The sequence below is a fragment of the Streptomyces sp. NPDC005483 genome, assembly GCF_040606035.1.
Classification (GTDB): Bacteria; Actinomycetota; Actinomycetes; order Streptomycetales; family Streptomycetaceae; genus Streptomyces.
Genome location: NZ_JBEXEA010000012.1, coordinates 179,337 through 199,991 on the forward strand (window position 1 = coordinate 179,337; position 20,655 = coordinate 199,991).

The window sequence follows — 20,655 nt, forward strand, 5'->3', positions numbered from 1 at the left end:
CCGCGGGCGCTGCTTCAGTCCTGCGAGCGCTCGGTCAGGTGCGCGAACGCGTCCAGGTTGCGCGTCGACTCGCCCCGGGCCACCCGCCACTCGTACTCCTTGCGGATCGCGGTGGCGAAACCCAGCTCCAGCAGGGTGTTGAAGCTGCCGTCGGCCGCCTCCAGGACCTGGCCGAGGAGGCGGTCGACCTCGTCGGCGGTGACCGCGGCGAGGGGGAGCTTGCCGGCGACGTAGATGTCACCGAGCCGGTCGACGGCGTAACTCACGCCGTACAGCTTGAGGTTGCGCTCCAGGAGCCAGCGGTGGACGCCGGGTTCGTTCTCGTCGGGGTGGCGGATGACGAAGGCGTTCAGGGAGAGGGAGTGGCGGCCGACGAGGAGCGAGACGGTCGTCTTCAGCTTGCGGGTGCCGGGGAGCTGGACGACGTAGTTGCCGGGTGCGGGGCTCTCCCACTCGACCTCGGCGTCCTTGAGGACACCCTCGATGACCTGCGCTGCCTTCTCTGCCTCAGCCATGGAGCGAGCGTACGTGACGCCGGTACGACTGCGCCGCGGCCACGTACACGTCCGCCGTCGCCGCCGCCGCGGTGTCCCAGCCGAAGGACTGGGCGTGCCGGGCGGCCGCCTCGCCCATGCTGGGCGTGAGGGCCGGGTTGTCAGCGAAGTCGCGCAGCACGCGCGCGTAGGCGGCCGGATCATGTCCGCGTACGAGGAACCCGGTCCGTTCGTCGGCCACGGCCACCGGCAGCCCGCCGACCGCCGCCGCGAGCACCGGGGTGCCGGCCGCCTGGGCCTCTATGGCGACCAGACCGAAGGACTCGCTGTAGGAGGGCATGACCAGCACGGACGCGGCCCGGAACCAGTCGGCGAGCTGCTCCTGGCCGACGGGCGGGTGGAACCGTACGACATCCGCGATACCGAGGCGGGACGCCAGTTTCTGCAGGCCCTCGGGTTTGGCCAGGCCGCTGCCGCTGAGGCCGCCGACGACCGGGACGAGGATGCGGGAGCGCAGGTCGGGGCGCTGGTCGAGCAGGACCGCCACGGCCCGCAGGAGGATGTCCGGGGCCTTCAGGGGCTGGATGCGGCCCGCGAAGAGGGGGATCAGGGCGTCCTGGGGCAGACCAAGACGGGCTCGGGCCGCCGCACGGCCGTCCGCCGGGCGGAAGCGCTCGAGGTTCACACCGGGGTGGACGACGGCGACCTTGGCGGGGTCGGCGGCGTAGTGGTGCACGAGTTCCTCGCGCTCCTCGGCGGTGTTCGCGATGAGGCGGTCGGCGGCGGCGACGATCTGGGTCTCGCCGATGACGCGGGCGGCGGGCTCGGGGGTGTCGCCGTCGGCGAGGTTGGCGTTCTTGACCTTGGCCATGGTGTGCATGGCGTGCACGAGGGGGGTGCCCCAGCGCTGGGCGGCGAGCCAGCCGACGTGGCCGGAGAGCCAGTAGTGCGAGTGGACCAGGTCGTAGTAGCCGGGGCGGTGACCGGCCCAGGCCTGCATCACGCCGTGCGTGAAGGCGCACAGCTGGGCGGGGAGGTCTTCTTTGTTGAGGCCCTCGTAGGGGCCCGCGTCGATGTGGCGGACCAGGACGCCGGGGGCCATCTCGACGGTGGGCGGGAGGCCGCCCGTCGTGGCGCGCGTGAAGATCTCGACCTCGATGTTGATCGCGGCGAGGCGCTGCGCGAGCTCCACGATGTAGACGTTCATGCCGCCCGCGTCGCCGGTGCCGGGCTGGTGGAGCGGTGAGGTGTGCACGGAGAGCATGGCGACGCGGCGGGGGCGGCGGTGCAGGCGCAACCGGTGCGGTGCGGCCTGGGAGCGACGCTGGAGCCTGCTGACGTACTGGCTCACGTGGCGTTCCTCCTTGCAGCGGGCATGCCGGACGGAGGGCGTGGAGCCCCTCCGAGGGAGGCAACACCGGAGGGTGGCATTCCCATTCCGGGCGGGGTGGTTTTTGCCGAGGTATTACCGGGGGTCGCTCAACCGTTCGACGAGTGGGTGCGTCAGCCGTGCCGGGTGGGGTGAGGGTGCGGTGTGGTGAGGGCCGTGCGATGCGGGGGCGGCGCGATGGTGCGGGGGACGGCTCGCCCGCGGTGAGCCGGGTCCCCGCCGCATACCCTCTTAGGCATGACATCCCGCGCCGCGTCCCGCCCTGTGGGCACGGTCACGCGCGGGACGACCAACCCCAACCGGTTGCGCCGCATGGACCGCTGGATCGCGGCGACGCACGGCACCGAGCTGCGCCGCGCCGCCGACCCGGTTGCCGTCGACCTCGGGTACGGTGCCGCGCCCTGGACCGCCGTGGAACTGCTCGCCCGGCTCCGCGAGAACGCGCCCCGCACGCGCGTGGTCGGCGTCGAGATCGAACCGGCCCGGGTGGCGGCCGCGAAGCCGTACGAACGCGAGGGGCTCGTCTTCCGGCACGGCGGGTTCGAGATCCCGCTCCCCCGACGACCGCTGCTGATCCGGGCGGCCAATGTGCTGCGCCAGTACGACGAGGGCGAGGTGGCCGGCGTATGGGAGCGGCTGTGTGCCCGGCTGGCTCCGGCCGACCCGGCGCGGGGGTCGCGCGGCGGGCTGCTCGTCGAGGGCACTTGCGACGAGATCGGACGCCGGCATGTGTGGGTCGCACTCGGTCCGGAGGGGCCGCGGACGGTCACCTTCGCGACCCGGTTGGGCTCGCTGGATCGCCCCTCCGACCTCGCCGAACGACTGCCGAAGGCACTGATCCACCGCAACGTACCGGGCGAGCCGGTGCACTCCTTCCTCCGCGACTTCGACCGCGCCTGGGCGGCCGCCGCGCCCTACGCCTCGTACGGCGCCCGACAGCGGTGGATCCGCACCGCGCGGCACCTGACGACCGACTGGCCGGTGATGGACGGGCCTTCACGGTGGCGGCAGGGGGAAGTGACGGTGGGGTGGGGGGCGTTGGCGCCGCGGGGGGTTTCGGTCGCGTGAAGTCCGGGACACCGCAGGGGGTGGCGGGCGCGTGAAGTCCGGGGCACCGCGGGGAGTTCGGTCGCGTGAAGTCCGCGGCACCGCGGAGGGTTCGGTTGCGTGAAGTCCGCGGCACCGCAGGGGGTGGCGGGCACATGAAGTCCGCGGCACCGCAGGGGGCGTGCATCACGTGAAGTCCGGGGCACCGCGGGGGGTTTCGGTCGCGTGAAGTCCGGGACACCGCAGGGGGTGGCGGGCACATGAAGTCCGGGGCACCGCGGGGGGTTTCGGTCGCGTGAAGTCCGGGACACCGCAGGGGGTGGCGGGCGCGTGAAGTCCGGGGCACCGCAGGGGGTTTGCGTCATGTGAACTGCGGGGCTGCACGGGGGGTGCGGTCGCGTGGACACGGGGACGGCGACGTCTGTCTGCCCTCCGGCTCGGACGGTGCCTCCTTCGTCTCCACCGGGAGGGGCGGCGGCCCCGTGAAGTCCGGCGCGCCGCTCGGCACGCCGCTCGCGTCAACTCCGGTGCACCCGGCAGGGTCCCGCCCACGTCACCACCGGCGCCGGCCGCGCAGAGCGCCGCTCGCACCAACACCCACGCACCGCTCGAAGTACCGCCAACACGAACGCCGATGCACCCCGCAGGGTGCCACTCGCTCCAACACCTCCGTTCCGCGCAGAACGCAGCTCACACGAACACCCGCGCACCGCTCGGCATGCCGCACGCACGAACGCCGGTGCACCCGGCGGCGGGGCCACCCCATCACCACCCGTCGGCTGCGCACACCAACACCCACGCGCCGCACAGAACGCTGCTCACATCACCGCCCCGCCCCGCCCCGGTCACGTCAACACCGGCCCGCCGTACGGCTGAAACCGCTCCGGGGGCACCCGTCGGGAACGATCTCTGTGAGTCGTACGTCACAAAGGCGGGGAGATCGTCTTCGGGGGGCGGGGAGAGGGGGATGCACCGGGAAGTGCCAGGACGCGAAGAGATGCGCCAGGAAGGCCTGCCTCTGTCGCTTTCGGCCATGACGTGGCACGATCCCCCGAGCGCCGTAAGTTACTGACGGTAAATCAGCTTTGGGGGCAAGGGTATGGGGACGGGCAAGCGCGGTCTGATCGCTACGGCCGTGACCGTGATCGGCGCGGTGGCCGTGCTGGCAGCACCGGGCACCGCCTTCGCCGCCCCGAGTCCGACCCCCACCCCCACCCCCACGGCTTCGCCGACCGCCGTGACCAACAAGGACATCGAAGCCGTACGCAAACAGCTCGACGCGCTCTACCACGACGCGGCCGTCGCCACCGACGCCTACAACGCCGCCGAGGAGAAGGCCGAGCGGCAGTCGGCGCAGATCGTCGCGCTGGCCCAGAAGATCGTCAAGGGCCAGGAGAAGCTGAAGAAGCTGAAGGCCCGCGCGGGCGCCGCGGCCGCCGCCCAGTACCGCACCAACGGCCTGCCGGACGGGGCCCAGCTGGTGCTGAGCGACGATCCGCAGGAGTTCCTGGACGGCACCGGCCGCATCCTCCAGGGCCAGCGCGCCACCAGGTCGCTCATCGCGGAACTGACCCAAACCCAGCAGGACTTGAAGCAGTACGCCGAAGACGCCTCCGCCCAGTGGACCAAGCTGGAGGCGAACCGCAAGGCGAAGGCGACCGCCAAGAAGAGGGTCGAGCAGCAGATCGCGGCGGCCGAGAAGCTCGAGTCCCAGCTGGAGGAGAAGGAGAAGAAGCGCCTCGCCGAACTGGAGGAACAGGCCGCCCACCAGGCGCAGACCGCCTGGCTGGACTCCGGCGTCCTCGACGAGATCGGCGGCAGGGCGAGCGCGGCCGGGAAGACCGCCGTCGCCTATGCGACGTCCCAGATCGGCAAACCGTACGAATGGGGCGCCGAGGGCCCGGACTCGTACGACTGCTCCGGACTGACCTCACAGGCCTGGGCGAGCGCCGGCAAGCCCATTCCGCGCACCTCGCAGGAGCAGTGGAAGCAGCTCGAGCACGTCGACGTCAAGGACATGCGGCCCGGCGACCTCATCATCTACTTCGACGACGCCAGCCATGTGGCGATGTACCTCGGCGACGGCGCGATCGTGCACGCGCCGCGTCCCGGACGGACGGTGACGATCGCCGGGGCGGGTTCGATGCCGATACTCGGAGTCGTGCGGCCCGACGCGTGAGCGTCGCCGGGCGACCGAGTGAGACCTGGGGCATGTGATGCGGGGCACGCCTGACGCCTCCGCAAACCTGCCGGGAACGTGACGTTCGTCATCCCCGCGACACCCGCCACCTGTCCAACTGCGGTGGATAACGCGGCATATGACAGCGGCTACCGGCCAAGCAGCGTGTCTTACGCCATTCCTTTCCCGGCCCGGCACCCGCTATGGTCCCCGTCGGTGGATCGAGACCCCTCGCTCCACCATGCCCTCGGGGGGAGGGAAGGAATCCGAGACCATGCCCGTACCCATACCGCGGCAGCGAGCGATCCCGGCCGTGGAAAGTGGTCAGGCGCCGGCCGTACCCCAGGACGACCCCTCCAAGGAAGCCCCGCGCAAGGAAGCCACGGTCGACAACAACGCCGCCACCCAACTGAGCCTGCTGGTGATCGAGGACGATCCCGGCGGGTCCACGGTCGTGCCCGAACTCCTCGACTCGGCCGGCAAGCCGATCCGCGTCCGCACCGCCCGCAACCTCACCGAGGCGGAGCGGCTGCTCACGGACGACGTGCACTGCATCCTGCTCGACCTCGCGCTGCCCGCGTCCGGCCGCCTGGATGACGACGACGAGCTCGCCGTACTCCGTCATGTCCTGGAGCTCGCGCCCCGGCACGCCGTCCTCGCCCTCACCGCGTCCGGCGACGCCGAGCGCGGTGCGGAGGCTGTGCGGGTGGGTGCCCAGGACTATCTTTTCCGGGACGAGCTGGACAGCCGGCTGCTGAGCCGGGCGATCCGGTACGCGGTCGAGCGGAAACGTTCCGACACGGCGGAGCGCAGACTCGCCGAGGGACGGGTACGGGCGCAGGAGAACCGGCGTCTGGAGCGCGGGCTGCTGCCCACACCGCTGCTGGAGGGGTCGTCGCTGCGGTTCGCCGCGCGGTACCGGCCGGGCCGCTCGCGCGCGCTGCTCGGCGGTGACTTCTACGACGTCGTACGCACCCCCGACGGAACCGTGCACGCGATGATCGGTGACGTCTGCGGGCACGGCCCCGACGAGGCGGCGCTCGGCGTGGAGCTGCGGATCGCCTGGCGTGCGCTGACCCTGGCGGGGCTCTGCGGGGACGAGCTGCTCGGCACGCTGCAGGAGGTGCTGGAGCACGAGCGCTCCGACGACGAGATCTTCGCGACGCTGTGCACGGTGGACATCGCGCCGGACGGACGGCGGGCGGGGCTGTGTCTCGCCGGGCATCCGTCACCGCTGGTGGCCCGGCCGGGGCGGCCCGCGCGACTGCTGCCGTACGACAACAACGGGCCCGCGCTGGGTCTGCTGCCGGGGGCTCGCTGGCCTCGGATGCAGGTGGAGCTGGGAGCCGAGTGGAGTCTGATGCTCTACACCGACGGGCTGATCGAGGGCCGTGTCGGGGACGGCGGGGAGCGGCTGGGACAGGACGGCATGGTGTCGATGATCCGTCGCCAGCTGTCCGAGGGGCTGCGGGGGGAGGCACTGCTGCGGGCGGCGGTGAACGAGGTGCGGTCGCTCAACGGCGGCGAGTTGGCGGACGACGTGGCGGTACTGCTCCTCGACCGGGAGGCGTGACGGTCGAGCGGGGCTCGCGGAAGTGGATGCCGAGGTGCCTGCCGGAGTCGGCCGCCCACGGAGGTGGTAGCGGCCCGGGCGACGGCGCCCACGCCCACGCGGCGGAGCCGCACCTCGCTACGGCCCCGCACTCCTGCCCCTGAGGGACGCGCTTCTAGCGGCCCCCGTTGTACGGGCCGTAAGGGCCGTCACTGCTCGAACCCCTGCCCCGGCCGCTGCGGCCGCCACCCGGGAGGGCTCGGATCGCCGGGCGTACGTCGACCATGTAGACGATCGTCGCGACGAGACCGATGATCGGCAGGAACGACAGGATGTTGAAGATCAGGTTCACCACGAAGGCGAGCCCGAGGATGATCAGCCAGAAGGGCTTGGTCTTCTTGTCGGCCGCGCGGTAGGCGTCCTCACGGCGGATGGCCGCGTCGAAGAGCGCGAAGCCGCTGAAAACGATCAGGGCCATGCTCAGCAGCCACATGAAGCCTGCGAACCCCTGCATCAGCACAACGTCCACCACCCGACTCGGCTCGTCAATTCGCGATTACGCGGTCACCGTACCCGTTCCCGCAAGGTCGCTACCCGCACAACGGGCCGGGCACTCGGTAAGTGCCCGGCCCGTCGCCGTGAACTGTCCCGCGGTGCCTTACTTGGCGGGCGGGGTCTTCTTCGCCGTGGTGGTCTTGCGCGGCGTGGTCTTCTTGGCGGTGCTGGCGGTCGCCGTCTTCGTCGCCGGGGCCGCCGCGGCGGGCGTGACCGGCTTCGCGGCCGGGGTCGCAACCGGGGTCACGGGCGCCTGGTCCTTGACCTCGGCCGACTCGGCGCTCGGCTCGACGACGATGGCCAGTTCCTCGATCTCCTCGGCGGCCTCGCCACGCCAGGTCCTGACGGCCTGCTCGCCGTGCTCGGCGACCTTCTCGTAGGTCTCGCGGGCCTTGACGGCGTACTCGGCGGCGACGCCGACGCTGCGCAGGGCGAGGTCTTGGGCGGACTCGCCGAGCTTCTTCAGGTCCGCGTCGATCGTGGTGCCGAGCTTCTTCAGGTCACCGTCGAGACTGGTGATGAACTCGCCGACCTTGGACTGCAGGGTCTCCTGCGTCTCCTTGACCTTGGCGCCGGCCTCCTTGGCACGGGCCTGGGCCTTCTCCTGGACCGCCTTGGGGTCGGTGCCGCGTACGGCCTCGATACGGGCCGGCGCCTCGGCGCGCAGCTGCTCCACCAGCCCGGGAACCTTCTTGGCCTCCTGGAAGGCCAGGTCACCGGCGCCGGCGAGGAAGTAGAGCGGGGTCGGGTCCTTGACGGCCTTGCGGATGTCGTCGGTGATGGCCATGGTGATGGTCCTCCCGGGTCGCGTTCAGATGAGGGTTTTGGGTCCCGCGGCGCGGTTCGGCGTGTGCCGGGCCGGGTTGAGCCGTGTCGGGCTCAACTGGCCGTCTGCTGCGGGTCGGCGTCGCTGCCGTCGGTCTTGGGGGGCTTGCGGGTGGTGCGGGGTTTGCGGGGCCGGCGGGCCGCCCGTATCGCGGTGCCGTCCGGGACGTCGCCGTCCCGAAGGTCCTCCGGGGCGTCCGCCGTACTGTCGCCCGTACGGTCGTCCGGGCGGTCGCTCTGCCCGTCGCCCGGCGCGGGAGCCGCGTCCGGCGGGGCGATCTCGAAGCCGTTCTCCTTGCGGAAGGACTCGTAGATCTGGAGCAGCACCTGCTTCTGCCGCTCGTTGAGCGTGGGATCGGCGAGGATGACCGCACGCGTCTCCACGTCGTCCCGGTCCCGCTCGGCGTCGAGGATGCCGGCCCGCACGTACAGCGTCTCGGCGGAGATCCGCAGGGCCTTGGCGACCTGCTGCAACACCTCCGCGCTCGGCTTGCGCAGCCCGCGCTCGATCTGGCTCAGATACGGATTGGACACCCCGGCGGCATCGGCGAGCTGCCTGAGCGACAGCTGCGCAGTGCGCCGCTGCTCACGCAGATAGTCACCGAGATTGCCGACGTTGAGCGATGCCATGCGTCCACTGTGCACCACCCGCGCTAACTATTGCAAGCAGCCGCTTGCAATAGTGCGCCACGCCACTCGGACGGCGGAGCGGTCTCCTGCCTGTCGGGTGCGGATCATCCGGCGGGACGTCTCCCCGCCAAGGTCGGTGTCGCCGTCAACGGCTGTTCGAGGTGGTGACCGCATCTGGATCGGTGGAACGGTGCGGCACCGCCGAGCCTTCCGCCGGCCCGGACCTCGCCAGCCACAGCCCGGTGAGCACGGCGGTGGCCAAAGTGACGGTGCCGGCAGCGAGGAAGGCGCTGTCGAGACCGGTCTCGAAGGAGGCGCCGCCGGATTGCCGGGTGCGGACGACGGCTCCGAGTACCGCCACGCCGAGCACCGCGCCGATCTGCCGAGTGGTGCTGCTGATGCCTGATGCGAGGCCGCCTTCCTGCGGGCTGACTGCCTGGATGGCGGCTCCCGTCAGCGGGGACATGGTCAGGGCGAAGCCGATGCCGACGACTCCCAGCCGCCACCACACGTTCCCGTAACCGGTATCGGCGTGCACCATGCCCAGCGCAAGCAGCCCTCCTCCGGCCAGGGCCAGGCCGATGGTCACCACGACTCGGAAGCCGTACCGGGCGGCGAGCCGGCCCGCGAACGGGCTGACGATCACCATGGCGAGTGAGGTGGGAAGGGTCTGCAGGCCGGCGCGCAGGATCGAGCTGCCCTGGACGTACACGAAGAACTGGGAGAAGAAGAACGACGAGCCCATGAGCGCGAACCCCACCACGACCATGGCGGTGTTCGACACGGTGAACAGCCGCTGCCGGAACAGCCACAGCGGCAGCATCGGAGCGGCACGACGCGCCTCGACAGCGACGAAGGCGGCGAGGAGGATCACCGCGGCGGTGAAGCTGCCCAGGATCACCGGGGACGTCCAGCCGCGGGCGCCACCCTCGATCAGCCCGTAGGTCAGCGCCCCCACCCCCAGAGCGGACAGCACCGTCCCCGGGATGTCGATCGCGGGGGCGCTCGGATTGCGGGCCTCTTCAAGGCTGCGCAGTCCGACCAGCAGGAGGACCACGCCGATGGGCAGATTGACCAGGAAGATGGCGGGCCAGCCGAAGGCATCCGTCAGCACGCCGCCGGCCACGGGGCCTGCGGCCAGACCGATTCCGCTGAATCCGGCCCACAGCCCGATCGCCTTCATTCGTTCTTGCGGCACGGGATACGCGGCGGCGAGCAGGGCCAGCGAGGCGGGGCTCAGCGCCGCGGCCCCGATGCCCTGCAGCATCCGGCCGGCGATCAACCAGCCGACCGTGGGCGCGAGGCTGCACAGCAGCGATGCGGCGGTGAACACCGTCACGCCGGTCAGGTACACCCGCTTGCGGCCGAACCGGTCGGCGAAGATACCGCCGGACAGCAGCAGCATGGCGACCAGCAGCACGTACGCGTCGACGATCCACTGCAGACCGGTCAGCTGAGTGTGCAGCCGGTGCTGCATATCGGGCAGCGCTGCTCCGACAATCGTGTTGTCGAGCAGCACCATGAATTGACCCAGGCAGGTCACCGTGAGCAGCACAGCCCGGTTCGGTCGACTGCCTAAGGCCGCAGGCGATGCAGCCATGCGGATTCCTCTCCCTCGGTGGTTGCGCCTCTCCACGGCCGACGCGGTCAGCCCCTGGGCGCCCTAACGCAGTCAATGACTGCGTTAGGTGACTGTAAGGAGACTCTCCCGCAAACGCAAGCCCCAACTGCGTTAAGGTGAATGCATGGAGGAGCGACAGCGAGCCCGGCGACCCGGCGGGCGCGGCGCCCGCGTCGGCGCGGCGGTGCACCAGGCCGTCACCGACTTGATCAGCGAGCGCGGCTACGGCAAGTTCTCCGTCGGCGACGTCGCGGCCCGCTCGGGCGTGGCCGACAGCAGCATCTACCGCCGGTGGGGCAGCCTGGAAAACCTGCTCACCGACGTGGCGCTCACCCGCCTCAATGAACGGTCGCCGATGCCCGACACCGGGAGCCTGGCCGGTGACCTGCGCACTTACGCGGCCCAAGTGGCCCGCGAGATCACCGGACCCGACGGCTTGGCGCTGCTGCGCCTGGCCGTCGCCCTGTCGAGCAGCGGTCAGCAGGGCCGGCAGGCAGGTGACGACCTCCTCGCCGAACGCACCCGGCAACTGCAGTCCATGCTCGACCGCGCCCGCGAACGCGGCGAGCACGCACCCGACGCGTTCGGCGTGCTGGACCACATCCTGGCCCCGATGTATGTCCGCGTCCTGCTCGGCGTGGGCCCGCTCACCCCGGACTACGTCGACGGGCTGGTCGACCGACTGCTGTGACCTCGACCTGGTCCACGGGATCAGAGCACGAAGGCGCCGACCCTCGGACGCCCTGCCAGGGCTCTGTGAGGTGCTTGGCTTCGTGAGGTGCTTGGCTCCGTGAGGTGCTTCCCGGCGGGCGCCCGCCAGCTCGGGACATGGCGTTGTCGGTGGGCTCTGCCAAGGTGTGCGTCGTGGATGAATGGGTGGAACGTGTCGACGGTCAGGATCGCGTGCTGGGGGTGGTCAGCCGTCGGCAGGCCGTCCGGGAGGGCTGGCTGCATCGGGTCGCCGTGACGCTGTGTCGTGATGACCGTGACCGGATCCTCGTGCACCGGCGGTCGGAACAGGTGTCGCGCTTCCCCGGGCTCCATGAGGTCGTGGTCGGTGGCGCCGCGGCCGCCGGTGAGTCCTATGAACAGGCCGCCGCGCGGGAGCTGGACGAAGAGCTGGGCATCCGGGTGCTGCCGCGCCTGCTGTTCACCTTCATCAACCGCAGCGGTTTGAGCCCTCACTGGCTCGGCGTGCACGAAGCCGTGGTGCCGGACGCCGTGGTCCCCAGTCCCGATGAGGTCGCCTGGCACGACTGGTTGACCGAGCCGGAGCTCGGCTCGGCCCTGTCGGAGTGGCGCTTCACCCCCGACAGCCACGAAGCCTTCAGTCGGTATCTCGCGTTCCGGACCGCGCAGTCCTGACGTGGCTTGGACACGGAGCCGTTTTCGGGGCGGTGCATAGGATCGTCGCCATGGCGCTGCGACCGGTTCAGGTGAACATCAAGGCTGTTGACGCGTCGGCGGTCGGACGGTTCTGGGCGGAGGCGCTCGGCTGGAGTGCTTACCGTCCCGGTGTGACCACCTACGTCGGCCCCGCGGGCGGCCTCGTGTGGCCGGACCCGGTCGCCCTCGGGATCGACGTCGTTCCCGTCCCGGAAGCCAAGACGGCGACGAAGAACCGTCTGCATCTCGACATCGCCACCACGTCCACCGCCCATCAGGCGGAGCTGGTCGCGCGGCTCAAGGCGCTGGGAGCGACGCCCGCCGACGTCGGTCAGGGCGACGTGCCGTGGACGGTCCTCGCCGACCCCGAGGGCAACGAGTTCTGCGTGCTGGAGCCCCGGGAGGTCTACCGGGACACCGGGCCGATCGCCGCCGTGGTGGTGGACTGCGTGGATCCGCGGGCCATGGCCCGGTTCTGGGGCGAGGCGATGGACTGGACCGTGCACGAAGTGACCGACGACCAGGCGGTGTTGCGTTCCGCCGCGGGGACCGGGCCCTATCTCGAGTTCCTCCGTACTCCCGGCGTGAAGACCGTGCCGGACCGCGTCCATCTCGACCTGCTGCCGTACCCCGGTGACGACAAGGCCGCGGAGGTGGCCCGGCTGCGTGCCCTGGGCGCCACCGACCTCGACCTCGGTCAGGGTGACGTTCCGTGGACGTGTCTTTGCGACCCGGAGGGCCACGAGTTCTGCGTTCTCGCCCTGACCTGACGTGAAGCATGGGGCCGGGTCGGGCCCGCGAGCAGCCGCCCCCCGCGGACCGACCGGCTCCGCATCAAGCGGCTGATCCCGGGGCGCCGGGCGTTGTCAGTGGCGTGTGCGACGCTCGGCGCATGGGGTTCTTTGACGATCTGGTGCTTGCTGAGGAACCGGCCGTCGAGCAGGCCGTGCTGCTGCGGTTATCGCCGCCGGGAGAGGACGAGGGACGGTATGCGCCGCCCGTCGACCGGTTCGCGCCCGCGCTCTTGCCGCAGCTGGAAGTGGTCGGTGCGGGGGCGGAGGCGCGGGTCCTGGTGACGGGGTGGTCCGTGTGGTCGGGGTCGGTCACGTTGCACCTGGCTGTGTTCCGCAAGGTCCGCAGAGAGGGCGGGGGCCGGCGGCGGCAGTCCGGGCTGCGGGTGGGACTGCTGTTCTCCGACGGCCGGCGGGTGACCTCGCTGGACGGCACGGTGACGCGGGGAATCCCGATCACAGGACCGCAGGGTGAGGTGCGGGAGGCGGCGACCCAGCAGGCGGTCGGGCTGATCCCGTTGGATCCGGGCCTGCACCACTCCCACAGATCCCTGTTCAAGACGGACGTCGACCTGTATCTGCCGGAGCTCCCCCCGCCCGGGGAGGCGCAGTTGGTGGTCGAGTGGCCGGACGAGGGCGTGCCCGAGACCCGGACCACAGTGGACGCGGACGCGCTGCGTGCCGCCGCACGCCGGGCGTTCGAGATCTGGCCCGGACTCGAGCCACCGGAGGAGGCGCCACCGGCGTCGTTCGCGACCATGGAGGTCAGCGGACCGCCGGCGCTTCTGGCACCACCCCTCACCCGAAGTCAGCGCGAGGAACTACGCCGTGCGGAGGAGGCCCGCCAGCGCTACGTACCGCGGGCCGACTGGCAGCGCATGGGATACGGCGAATGGGGCGACGCGGCCCTGGTCGGAGCCCGGTTGGCGGGAGGCGCCCCGCCCGACGCCCGCGTCGGTTGGCTTGGCACCACCCCGCTGCACCTCACGGCGGAACAGGGCTCGGCGGAAGCGGTGGCCGCGCTCCTGCCTCACGTCGCGGACGTCGACGTACGCGACGACGAGGGACACACTCCGCTCTGGTACGCCGTCCACAGCATGGACGAGGCCACCGTGCGCGCACTGATCGACGCCGGGGCGGACGTGTGGACACCGCAGGCGGAACCCTGGTCGCCGGGTCGGCTGCTGCTGACCACTCCACTCGCCCCGCTGGTCCAACGTCTGCCGGGGGCAGTGCAGTTGCCGTCCGAGGAGGTCGCCGCCCAGCAGGCCGCGGACGCGCTCATCGCGGCCTTCGGCACCCAGCCGATGTGGACCGAAGGGCTCGGCGTCTGCTTCGTACAGGGCCTCGGTGAGGACGAGTTGATACGGCGCCTCGGTGCCGATCCCGCGCACTGCCCGAGGACCGACCTGGACCACGCGCCCTTCGACGCGGACGACTACGACGAGTCCCTGCACTATGTGGGCGTCACAGGCGTCGACGGCACCCCCGGCGGCTGTGTGATCACCCAGGAGGGATACATGCCGAGCGATGACGCCGTGCTGCGGGCGATATCGCCGGGCACCACCGCCTACGGGGTGTACTTCAACCCGAAGGGCGGCACGTTCGGCGCCCTGGCCCGCGACGGCGAGGTCGTCGCGTCCGAGGAGATCGGCATCGGGCCGCACGACTCGGACCCGGCGGCCTACTGGACCTTCCGCTTCTGGCAGCGCGCGCACGCGTTCCCCTACGGCGCCGACATCCTCGCCTACTGCTGCGCCGCGGCCGGTCTGCGGATCGGCGACGGGCGGGACGCGGTCGACGTCCGCGCCCCCCGCCGCTGGGTGGCCCTGCCGACACGACTCCAGCGCTGACCACGAGACCTACCGAGAGCTCGACGGTTCCTGCCTGGCCGACCCACATGGCCCACCTCGCCTGAGGGACCAGGCAGACCGCCTCATCCAGCACGTGGATCCGAGTGATCCGCCCGTCCACCGCGAGGCTCACCGCGGCCGCTTCGCCGTCGAAGTCGAGCCGTCCCGCGGGCGCGCCCTTGAGCCACACCGTCGCCTCGAAGCCGTCACCACCCGGCTGGCCCGCGAGCAGCTTCGCCACCACGTCGACCCCATGGACCAGGACGAGCGCGGCAGCCACCAGTCCCCCAGGTCGGCGACGGCGATGACCACGGTGAGCTCGACCAGCGCCGCCGGACCGAGCCGGTCGAGCAGTCGCGCCGAGAGCTCGTCGGCGGGGGGCCGGTCATGACCTCGGCGTACTCCAGCACGTCCCGCTCCAGCGGAGCGAACACCTGCAGCCGACCCGGGCCGCGGCCGCCATGTGAGCGAACGTCTTGAGTCCCTCTCACCTCGACCGGCTCCGGCACGACACCGAACTCCGTGATCACGCTTTCCGTGACGTCGGTGGGGGTACCGCCTTCGGTACGCGTAGCGCCATGGTGTCGTCCCAGGACGATCGCCCGTTCGGCGTGAAGGCACCGGCGGGCTCGCGCAGGTGACATCCCTAGGGGCGCCGCGCCACGAAGACCAGCTCCTTGCCCGGCCTGTCCGGCGCGTCCCGGACGTCCTCCACCACGAACCCCCGCCTGCCCAGTTCCGCCTCGACCTCCTCCCGCTCCCGGAAGCGCAACGTCGAGTCCGAGGTCAGCGTCTGCCCGTCCGAGGCGAACACATAGGTCCACCGGAAGGTCGCCAACTGGCCGTCCACGCGGGTCACTTCGACCCAGCTCTCCACCACTCCGACCCCGGGCACCTCCGTCGCGGCGTACGACGCCTCCCGGTTCCACTCCTCCCAGGCCCGCCGCACCGGGTCCCGCGTCTCGAAGACCAGTCGCCCACCGGGCCGTAGCGCCGCACAGGCACCCCGCAGCGTGTCCCGCCAGGCATCCGCCTCTACGATCTGCTGGGCGACGTTGGCCGTCATGGTCACCAAGTCGACCTGCACGGGAGGCAGTTCGGACGCGTCCCCATGGATCCAACGCACCCGTTCGCTCCCCGGCTTCCCCCGGGCCACGTCGAGCGAGGCCAGGGCGGGATCCACCCCGACGACCTCGACGCCCCGACCGGCGAGCAGCAGCGCGAACACCCCTGTCCCGCAGCCGACATCCAGCACCTGACGGGCCCCGAACTCCTCCACCATGCGGACATACGCGTCGAGGTCGCTGCGATCGGGATCGAGCACGTCGTAGATCGCGGCCAGCCGCGGATGGGTGAAGCCTTCGTCAGCCATGCGGGCGACCGTAGAGGGAGCGGGCTCTGCGGACCACTCGATATCGTCCGGTCACCGCTCTCCTCTCGTCAGCCACTCCTCCAGCACAGCGAAGTCCCCTTCGGTGAGCCCCACTTGGTGATCCACTCGGTGCAGGAGTGCCCGCTCGGGATGATGGTCCGCCACCCAGGCCCGGTCGGCGTCCGTGATCTCGTCGTCGACCCAGACGAACGGCCGTCCGGCCGCCCAGGAGACCAGCGGGCGGGTCTTCCAGTGCAGGCCGGCCGCTCCGTCGTCGTCCGAGTCGGGCCAGTCCACCCGCGGCAGCGGGGGCAGCCCGAGCCAGGGCGCCAGAACGGCGTCGGCGTCCTCGCCCCAGGTCGTGGCCCACACCAGCGCACAGCCCAGCGATGCCAGGCGGGCGCCGAGCGCGGGGTCCACACGGGTCAGCAGCGGATGGCCGGCGACGGCGTCCGGCAACGGGAAAGCGGGCTCTTACAGCGAATACGCCTCCGCCGCCCCGAACGGCAGCAGCACCCCGTCGACGTCCAGGAAGAGAAGCACGCTCACCCCTCGAACCCGCCCTCCGCGAGGATCTCGTCGATACGGGCCCGATGCGCCGCCTCCCACGCGTCGAGCGTCTCGGCCGCCTCCTTCGCCAGCTTGGCGCGGGCGGCGACGAGGACGTCGGCCCGCCGCGCGGCGGGGACCGCGACGACCCCCTCCTCGTCGGCGACCACCATGTCCCCGGCCTCGACCCGCACGCCGCCACACCGCACGCCCCCGCCCAGCGGCACGACGGCCTTCTTCGTGCCCGGGATCGGAATGACCCCTCGGGCGAACACCGGGAAAGCCGCCTCGCGTACCTCGGCGAGGTCGCGGATCAACCCGTCCAGGACGAACCCGGCGATCCCCCGCCGCTGCGCGACCGCGCACACGTTGCCGCCGGCCAGGGCGTGGTCGAGGTCGCCCGACTCGACCACGATGACCGAGCCGGCGGGTGCCCGGTGGATCGCCGCGTGCAGCATCAGGTTGTCGCCGGGAGGGCACCGTACGGTGAATGCCGGGCCCGCGACCCTCGGCACCGGCCCCCACAACGGCCGGACCCCCATGTCCATGACCCGGTCACGACCGAGCAGATCGGCCAGGGTGGTCGTGGGAATGTCCGCAAACTCGGTGGTCTCGGTCATGCCCCGGACGTTACCGTGCGTGTATGACTGCCGGGTCGGCCTTGTGCCGTGAGCGAGTAGGGTGCCCGGCCTCTGAATGAGGTCAGGGCGGGCGAGAAGCCCGCCGCTTTCTCTGAGTCGTCCAGGAAATGACCGGATACCAGAGAGAGCAGAGAGAGTGACCCACTCCGTCCAGGACTTCAACCAGCAGATCATCGACGAGTTCCGCGCGCACCACGGCCGGGTCGGCGGCCCCTTCGAGGGCGGCCGCCTGATCCTCCTCACCACCACCGGCGCCCGCACCGGCACCCCGCACACCACCCCCGTCGGCTATCTCCCCGACGGCGGCGACCGCATCCTCGTGATCGCCTCGGCGGGCGGCTCGCCCCGCCACCCCGACTGGTACCGCAACCTCGTCGCCCACCCTCAAGTGACCGTGGAGAACGGGGTGTTCACCTACGAGGCGCAGGCGGTCGTCCTGTCGGGCGAAGAGCGGGACCGGGCCTTCGCACGGGCCGTGGAGTCGGACCGCGGCTGGGCCGTGTACCAGGAGAAGACCGACCGCGTCCTCCCCGTGATCGCCCTGCACGAGATCGCCCGCCCGGGCCCGCCGAACATCAACGCCTCCTCCCCCAGCGAGGCCCTCAGTCTCGTCCACGACGCCTTCCGTCGCGAACTCAACCTGATCCGGACGGAGTTGTCTTCCGGGGCCGGCACCCTCGGTCCCCAGCTCCGCGTCAACTGCCTGACGTTCTGCCAGGGTCTGCACAACCACCACACCGGTGAGGACGTGGCGATGTTCCCCTTCCTGGCCGACCGCCACCCCGAGGCGGCTCCGGCCATCGACCGCCTGCGCACCGAGCACGAGCACATCGCGGCGCTGGTCGAGGAGTTGCGGGAGGCGCTCTCCGGCACGGACCTCGCATCCGTCCGCACGGAGGTCGACCGCCTCACCGCCGAGCTGGAAGCCCATCTGACGTACGAGGAGGAGCAGTTGATCCCCCTCATCGACCCCCTCATCGACCGCGCCTGACCCAGCCGCCGGGCGGCCGCCACCGCGCTAGAACGGCAGCGGCCGCCCGTGCACCACCACCAGCCGTGACACCGCCCGGGTCAGCACGACGTACAGCCGGTGCAGCCCCCGCTCCTCCGCCTCGGCGATCGCCGCCGGCTCGACGGCCACGACATGGTCGTACTCGAGCCCCTTGACCACACCGGCCGGTACCACACTCACCCGCGCCCCCAGCTCGTCCGGCCCGGCGGCGGCGATCCCGGCCGCGTCGAGGGCCTGCCGTACGCGGTCCACGTCGGTGTCGGCGGCTACGACCCCCACGGACCCCTCGTGCGCGAGCGATTCGCGGACGGCGTCCACGACCGCGCCCGGCAAGGCGTCCAGGGAGGTGGGCCGGATTCTCAACTCCCCGTCCCCACGCAGGGATCGCCCCTCGGGCACCTCCACATCCAGTTGCGCGAGCAGCCGGTTGGCGAGCCCGACGACGGCCTGGGGCACCCGGAAGCCGATGGTCAGCGGTACAACGGCCGCGTCCGGCTTGCCGAGATGGCGCAGGACGGTGTGCCACGAGCGGGCCGCCCAGGGCGTGGTCCCCTGCGCCAGGTCACCGAGCACGGTGACCGACCCGAAACGGGCCCGGCGGGCGATCGCCCGGCACTCCATCGGCGACAGGTCCTGCGCCTCGTCGACGACGAGATGGCCGTACCCCTCAGGGTGCTCCACCAGCCCGGCCACCTCGTCGAGCAGCACCAGATCGGCCGCCGACCACCGCGCCGACTTCCACGACCTCGGCGGCTTCGCCCACAACAGGTTCCGCTGTTCCCCGGCGTCGAGAATCCCGGCGGCGGCAACCGCCAACCCCGCACCGTCACCGAGCAGTTCGGACACGACCTCCTCCGGTCGCGCCTTGGGCCACACGGTGTCGAGGAACGCCCCGATCACCCGGGACCGCGACACCCGCTGCACCCAGGCGCCGTTCTGCGGCCCGGCCCGCCGCTCGGCCTGCAACTGCACACTCCGGACCACCCGACTGCGCACCCGCTCCCGCCCGATCCCGTACGGCGGTTCCTCCTGCCGTACGTCCGCCACGATCCGGGTGAGTTCACCGGCGCCGACCCGCCAGCTGTAGGAACCGTCCTTGATCTCCAGGGAGTCGACCGGCGCGGTCGACACACGGGCGTAGAGCGCCCGGCGCAGCACCTCCGCCATCCGGGGATCGTGCTTGAGGACGGCGGTGGGATGGGCGTCGGCGGCGGTGACCGGGTGGCGGGCGATCTCGTCCTGGAGCGTGGACTGCCGAACGCCGGTCTCACCCAGCGCGGGCAGCACCTGGGAGATGTAGGAGAGGAAGGTCCGGTTGGGCCCGAGGACGAGGAGCCCGCCGCGCCGCATGCGCTGCGGGTGGGTGTAGAGGAGATAGGCGGCCCGGTGCAGCCCGACGGCGGTCTTGCCGGTCCCGGGAGCGCCCTGCACGCACACCGAGACGGCGAGGTCACTCCGTACGAGTTCGTCCTGCTCGGGCTGAATGGTCGCGGCGATGTCCCGCATGGGCCCGACGCGCGGCCGTTCGATCTCCCGGGTGACGATGTCGCTGACCTGCGGCGGCCCGCCGTCCCGGAGATGCTCGTCCTCCAGCCCGGTCAGATCGGCGGAGTCCCCCTTGCTCCCCGGCGCCCACCCGAACCGCCGCCGCACGGCGACCCCCTGGGGATCGCGGGCGCTCGCCTGGTAGAAGGCGCGGGAGACGGGCGCCCGCCAGTCGACGACGAGGGGCGGGGCGGCGGGATGCTCGGTGATCCGCAGCCGGCCCAGGTGATACGCCTGCCCGGCGTGGTCGCCGCGGTCGAACTCCAGCTTCCCGAAGAACAGAGGCCCTTCGGGCAGCTCCCGCATCTCCTTGGCCTGACTGCGCAGCTGGTACCCGAGGACTTCGGCGTCGGCCCCGGAGGCGGAGACGTCCTCACCGACGACGACCCGCTCCTGGGCCCCGTCGACCATGGCGGCGAGAGCGGCACGGCAACGGTCGTGATGGACGCGCTCGCGGCGGAGGGACTCTTTCAGGGCGGGATGCGGAGCGGGGCCGACTGAGGTCATGGGGACGAGGGTACGCGAAAAATTGAGACCGGGTTAAATTTTTTACCCTGACTCTGATCTCACTCAGGTGAGCCAGGGCAGCCCGTCCGCCAACACCCCGAACGCCCGCTCGGCCGCGGCCACGGCATCCCCCCGCACGTCCTCGATCCGCTCCCCCTCGGCCATCCGCCGCCAGTTCTCCATCGCGAGAATCCGCCGCACGGCGATGATCTGCCCCGCGGCCAGCCGCGCGTCGAGATCACCCCCGAGCACCTCGGCGAGCGCGGCCTCCTGCCGTTCCAGGTGACCGTGGGCCCGGGCGACGAGGGCGGGGGTGCCGTAGAGCAGCGAGTGGAAGGCGAGAACACCCGGGTGATCATTGAGCCCGGTGACGGGGTCGTCCCGCTCCAGCCCTTCGAGGAAATGCCGGCGCAGGGCGACAAGAGGCGCCTCGTCCGACTGGGCCACGACCCGCGCGGCCTCATCCTCATGATCGGCGATCCGGTGGAGGACGAGGTCCTCCTTGGCCGGGAAGTACCGGAAGAGGGTCGGCTTGGAGATCTCGGCGGCGGCGGCGATCTCGGCGACGGAGACGGCGTCGAAGCCCTTCTCGAGAAACAGCCGGATGGCGATCTCCGACACGGTCTCGTACATCCGCTGCTTCTTGCGCTGGCGCAGGCCGGGGGCGGTCATGGGGTGAGCCTACGCACCTGTCCACGCACCGGGT

The 20,655-nt window shown here is 71.4% G+C and carries 18 protein-coding genes and 2 pseudogenes; 8 read left to right on the forward strand and 12 right to left on the reverse strand.

From position 1 onward, the window contains the following. Positions 1-14: 14 nt before the first annotated feature. On the reverse strand, positions 15-515 hold the full coding sequence (locus tag ABZT06_RS24055) for a YbjN domain-containing protein (protein ID WP_355744356.1): 501 nt from the start codon (positions 513-515) through the stop codon (positions 15-17). Beyond that, positions 508-1,845: a D-inositol-3-phosphate glycosyltransferase gene (mshA, locus tag ABZT06_RS24060; protein ID WP_355744359.1), complete on the reverse strand. Its 1,338-nt coding sequence runs from the start codon at positions 1,843-1,845 to the stop codon at positions 508-510. The genes ABZT06_RS24055 and mshA overlap by 8 nt, the downstream gene beginning before the upstream one ends. 276 nt (positions 1,846-2,121) lie before the next feature. On the opposite strand from mshA, the gene ABZT06_RS24065 reads away from it, so the two are divergent. From ABZT06_RS24065 to ABZT06_RS24075, 3 genes are all read left to right on the forward strand, one after another. Further along, on the forward strand, positions 2,122-2,952 hold the full coding sequence (locus tag ABZT06_RS24065) for a class I SAM-dependent methyltransferase (protein ID WP_355744362.1): 831 nt from the start codon (positions 2,122-2,124) through the stop codon (positions 2,950-2,952). A 1,078-nt stretch (positions 2,953-4,030) separates the two neighbouring features. Next, positions 4,031-5,110 (forward strand): NlpC/P60 family protein, encoded by a 1,080-nt coding sequence (locus ABZT06_RS24070; protein WP_355744365.1) that lies wholly within the window; start codon positions 4,031-4,033, stop codon positions 5,108-5,110. 274 nt (positions 5,111-5,384) lie between these two features. Next, positions 5,385-6,683 carry a SpoIIE family protein phosphatase gene (locus ABZT06_RS24075; protein WP_355744368.1) on the forward strand — a complete coding sequence of 433 codons (1,299 nt, stop codon included), beginning with the start codon at positions 5,385-5,387 and terminating at the stop codon, positions 6,681-6,683. 154 nt (positions 6,684-6,837) lie between these two features. On the opposite strand, the gene ABZT06_RS24080 is transcribed toward ABZT06_RS24075, so the two are convergent. The 4 genes from ABZT06_RS24080 to ABZT06_RS24095 all read right to left on the reverse strand — a co-directional run bounded on the left by ABZT06_RS24080 (position 6,838) and on the right by ABZT06_RS24095 (position 10,272). Further along, positions 6,838-7,176 (reverse strand): DUF2516 family protein, encoded by a 339-nt coding sequence (locus ABZT06_RS24080; RefSeq protein WP_082319565.1) that lies wholly within the window; start codon positions 7,174-7,176, stop codon positions 6,838-6,840. A gap of 144 nt (positions 7,177-7,320) precedes the next feature. Next, positions 7,321-8,004, reverse strand: coding sequence for a hypothetical protein (locus tag ABZT06_RS24085; RefSeq protein ID WP_355744371.1), 684 nt, complete (start codon positions 8,002-8,004; stop codon positions 7,321-7,323). 92 nt (positions 8,005-8,096) lie between these two features. Continuing rightward, entirely contained in the window at positions 8,097-8,672 is a 576-nt protein-coding gene (locus ABZT06_RS24090; protein WP_355744373.1) for a helix-turn-helix transcriptional regulator, read from the reverse strand. A gap of 145 nt (positions 8,673-8,817) precedes the next feature. Continuing rightward, the gene (locus ABZT06_RS24095) at positions 8,818-10,272 is read right to left on the reverse strand and encodes an MFS transporter (RefSeq protein ID WP_355744376.1); all 1,455 of its coding nucleotides are present in this window, start codon (positions 10,270-10,272) and stop codon (positions 8,818-8,820) included. Between the two features lie 145 nt (positions 10,273-10,417). Between ABZT06_RS24095 and ABZT06_RS24100 the strand changes: the two genes are divergently transcribed. From ABZT06_RS24100 to ABZT06_RS24115, 4 genes are all read left to right on the forward strand, one after another. Continuing rightward, on the forward strand, positions 10,418-10,984 hold the full coding sequence (locus ABZT06_RS24100) for a TetR/AcrR family transcriptional regulator (RefSeq protein WP_355744379.1): 567 nt from the start codon (positions 10,418-10,420) through the stop codon (positions 10,982-10,984). 137 nt (positions 10,985-11,121) lie between these two features. Continuing rightward, positions 11,122-11,658 (forward strand): NUDIX domain-containing protein, encoded by a 537-nt coding sequence (locus ABZT06_RS24105; protein ID WP_355744382.1) that lies wholly within the window; start codon positions 11,122-11,124, stop codon positions 11,656-11,658. Positions 11,659-11,708: 50 nt separating this feature from the next. Continuing rightward, positions 11,709-12,449 (forward strand): VOC family protein, encoded by a 741-nt coding sequence (locus tag ABZT06_RS24110; protein ID WP_355744385.1) that lies wholly within the window; start codon positions 11,709-11,711, stop codon positions 12,447-12,449. 122 nt (positions 12,450-12,571) lie between these two features. Further along, complete coding sequence (locus ABZT06_RS24115) at positions 12,572-14,323, forward strand: ankyrin repeat domain-containing protein (protein ID WP_355744388.1); 1,752 nt, start codon at positions 12,572-12,574, stop codon at positions 14,321-14,323. A gap of 288 nt (positions 14,324-14,611) precedes the next feature. On the opposite strand, the pseudogene ABZT06_RS24120 reads toward ABZT06_RS24115, so the two are convergent. The 4 genes and pseudogenes from ABZT06_RS24120 to ABZT06_RS24135 form a co-directional block, all read right to left on the reverse strand. Beyond that, positions 14,612-14,903, reverse strand: a pseudogene (locus ABZT06_RS24120) (carboxymuconolactone decarboxylase family protein); the annotation flags it as partial. A 66-nt stretch (positions 14,904-14,969) separates the two neighbouring features. Next, positions 14,970-15,695, reverse strand: coding sequence for a class I SAM-dependent methyltransferase (locus tag ABZT06_RS24125; protein ID WP_355744391.1), 726 nt, complete (start codon positions 15,693-15,695; stop codon positions 14,970-14,972). A gap of 51 nt (positions 15,696-15,746) precedes the next feature. Beyond that, positions 15,747-16,238, reverse strand: a pseudogene (locus ABZT06_RS24130) (HAD domain-containing protein). A gap of 2 nt (positions 16,239-16,240) precedes the next feature. Next, positions 16,241-16,864 carry an RraA family protein gene (locus ABZT06_RS24135; RefSeq protein WP_355744394.1) on the reverse strand — a complete coding sequence of 208 codons (624 nt, stop codon included), beginning with the start codon at positions 16,862-16,864 and terminating at the stop codon, positions 16,241-16,243. A gap of 157 nt (positions 16,865-17,021) precedes the next feature. Between ABZT06_RS24135 and ABZT06_RS24140 the strand changes: the two genes are divergently transcribed. After that, on the forward strand, positions 17,022-17,876 hold the full coding sequence (locus ABZT06_RS24140; RefSeq protein WP_355744397.1) for a nitroreductase/quinone reductase family protein: 855 nt from the start codon (positions 17,022-17,024) through the stop codon (positions 17,874-17,876). Between the two features lie 27 nt (positions 17,877-17,903). Here the strand turns inward: ABZT06_RS24140 and ABZT06_RS24145 are convergent, their stop codons facing one another. Together ABZT06_RS24145 and ABZT06_RS24150 are read right to left on the reverse strand one after the other, a co-directional pair. Then, complete coding sequence (locus ABZT06_RS24145; protein ID WP_355744400.1) at positions 17,904-19,949, reverse strand: AAA family ATPase; 2,046 nt, start codon at positions 19,947-19,949, stop codon at positions 17,904-17,906. A 63-nt stretch (positions 19,950-20,012) separates the two neighbouring features. After that, positions 20,013-20,621 carry a TetR family transcriptional regulator gene (locus ABZT06_RS24150; protein ID WP_355744403.1) on the reverse strand — a complete coding sequence of 203 codons (609 nt, stop codon included), beginning with the start codon at positions 20,619-20,621 and terminating at the stop codon, positions 20,013-20,015. Positions 20,622-20,655 lie beyond the last annotated feature (34 nt).

What these genes read in the sequence shown, in the direction of transcription:
- ABZT06_RS24145 (WP_355744400.1), bottom strand. Translation starts at nt 19,949, where the DNA reads ATGACCTCAGTCGGCCCCGCTCCGCATCCCGCCCTGAAAGAGTCCCTC.
- ABZT06_RS24105 (WP_355744382.1), top strand. Translation starts at nt 11,122, where the DNA reads ATGGCGTTGTCGGTGGGCTCTGCCAAGGTGTGCGTCGTGGATGAATGG.
- ABZT06_RS24065 (WP_355744362.1), top strand. Translation starts at nt 2,122, where the DNA reads ATGACATCCCGCGCCGCGTCCCGCCCTGTGGGCACGGTCACGCGCGGG.
- ABZT06_RS24085 (WP_355744371.1), bottom strand. Translation starts at nt 8,004, where the DNA reads ATGGCCATCACCGACGACATCCGCAAGGCCGTCAAGGACCCGACCCCG.
- ABZT06_RS24115 (WP_355744388.1), top strand. Translation starts at nt 12,572, where the DNA reads ATGGGGTTCTTTGACGATCTGGTGCTTGCTGAGGAACCGGCCGTCGAG.
- ABZT06_RS24135 (WP_355744394.1), bottom strand. Translation starts at nt 16,864, where the DNA reads ATGACCGAGACCACCGAGTTTGCGGACATTCCCACGACCACCCTGGCC.
- ABZT06_RS24070 (WP_355744365.1), top strand. Translation starts at nt 4,031, where the DNA reads ATGGGGACGGGCAAGCGCGGTCTGATCGCTACGGCCGTGACCGTGATC.
- ABZT06_RS24055 (WP_355744356.1), bottom strand. Translation starts at nt 515, where the DNA reads ATGGCTGAGGCAGAGAAGGCAGCGCAGGTCATCGAGGGTGTCCTCAAG.
- ABZT06_RS24095 (WP_355744376.1), bottom strand. Translation starts at nt 10,272, where the DNA reads ATGGCTGCATCGCCTGCGGCCTTAGGCAGTCGACCGAACCGGGCTGTG.
- ABZT06_RS24110 (WP_355744385.1), top strand. Translation starts at nt 11,709, where the DNA reads ATGGCGCTGCGACCGGTTCAGGTGAACATCAAGGCTGTTGACGCGTCG.
- ABZT06_RS24090 (WP_355744373.1), bottom strand. Translation starts at nt 8,672, where the DNA reads ATGGCATCGCTCAACGTCGGCAATCTCGGTGACTATCTGCGTGAGCAG.
- ABZT06_RS24075 (WP_355744368.1), top strand. Translation starts at nt 5,385, where the DNA reads ATGCCCGTACCCATACCGCGGCAGCGAGCGATCCCGGCCGTGGAAAGT.
- ABZT06_RS24150 (WP_355744403.1), bottom strand. Translation starts at nt 20,621, where the DNA reads ATGACCGCCCCCGGCCTGCGCCAGCGCAAGAAGCAGCGGATGTACGAG.
- ABZT06_RS24080 (WP_082319565.1), bottom strand. Translation starts at nt 7,176, where the DNA reads ATGCAGGGGTTCGCAGGCTTCATGTGGCTGCTGAGCATGGCCCTGATC.
- ABZT06_RS24125 (WP_355744391.1), bottom strand. Translation starts at nt 15,695, where the DNA reads ATGGCTGACGAAGGCTTCACCCATCCGCGGCTGGCCGCGATCTACGAC.
- ABZT06_RS24100 (WP_355744379.1), top strand. Translation starts at nt 10,418, where the DNA reads ATGGAGGAGCGACAGCGAGCCCGGCGACCCGGCGGGCGCGGCGCCCGC.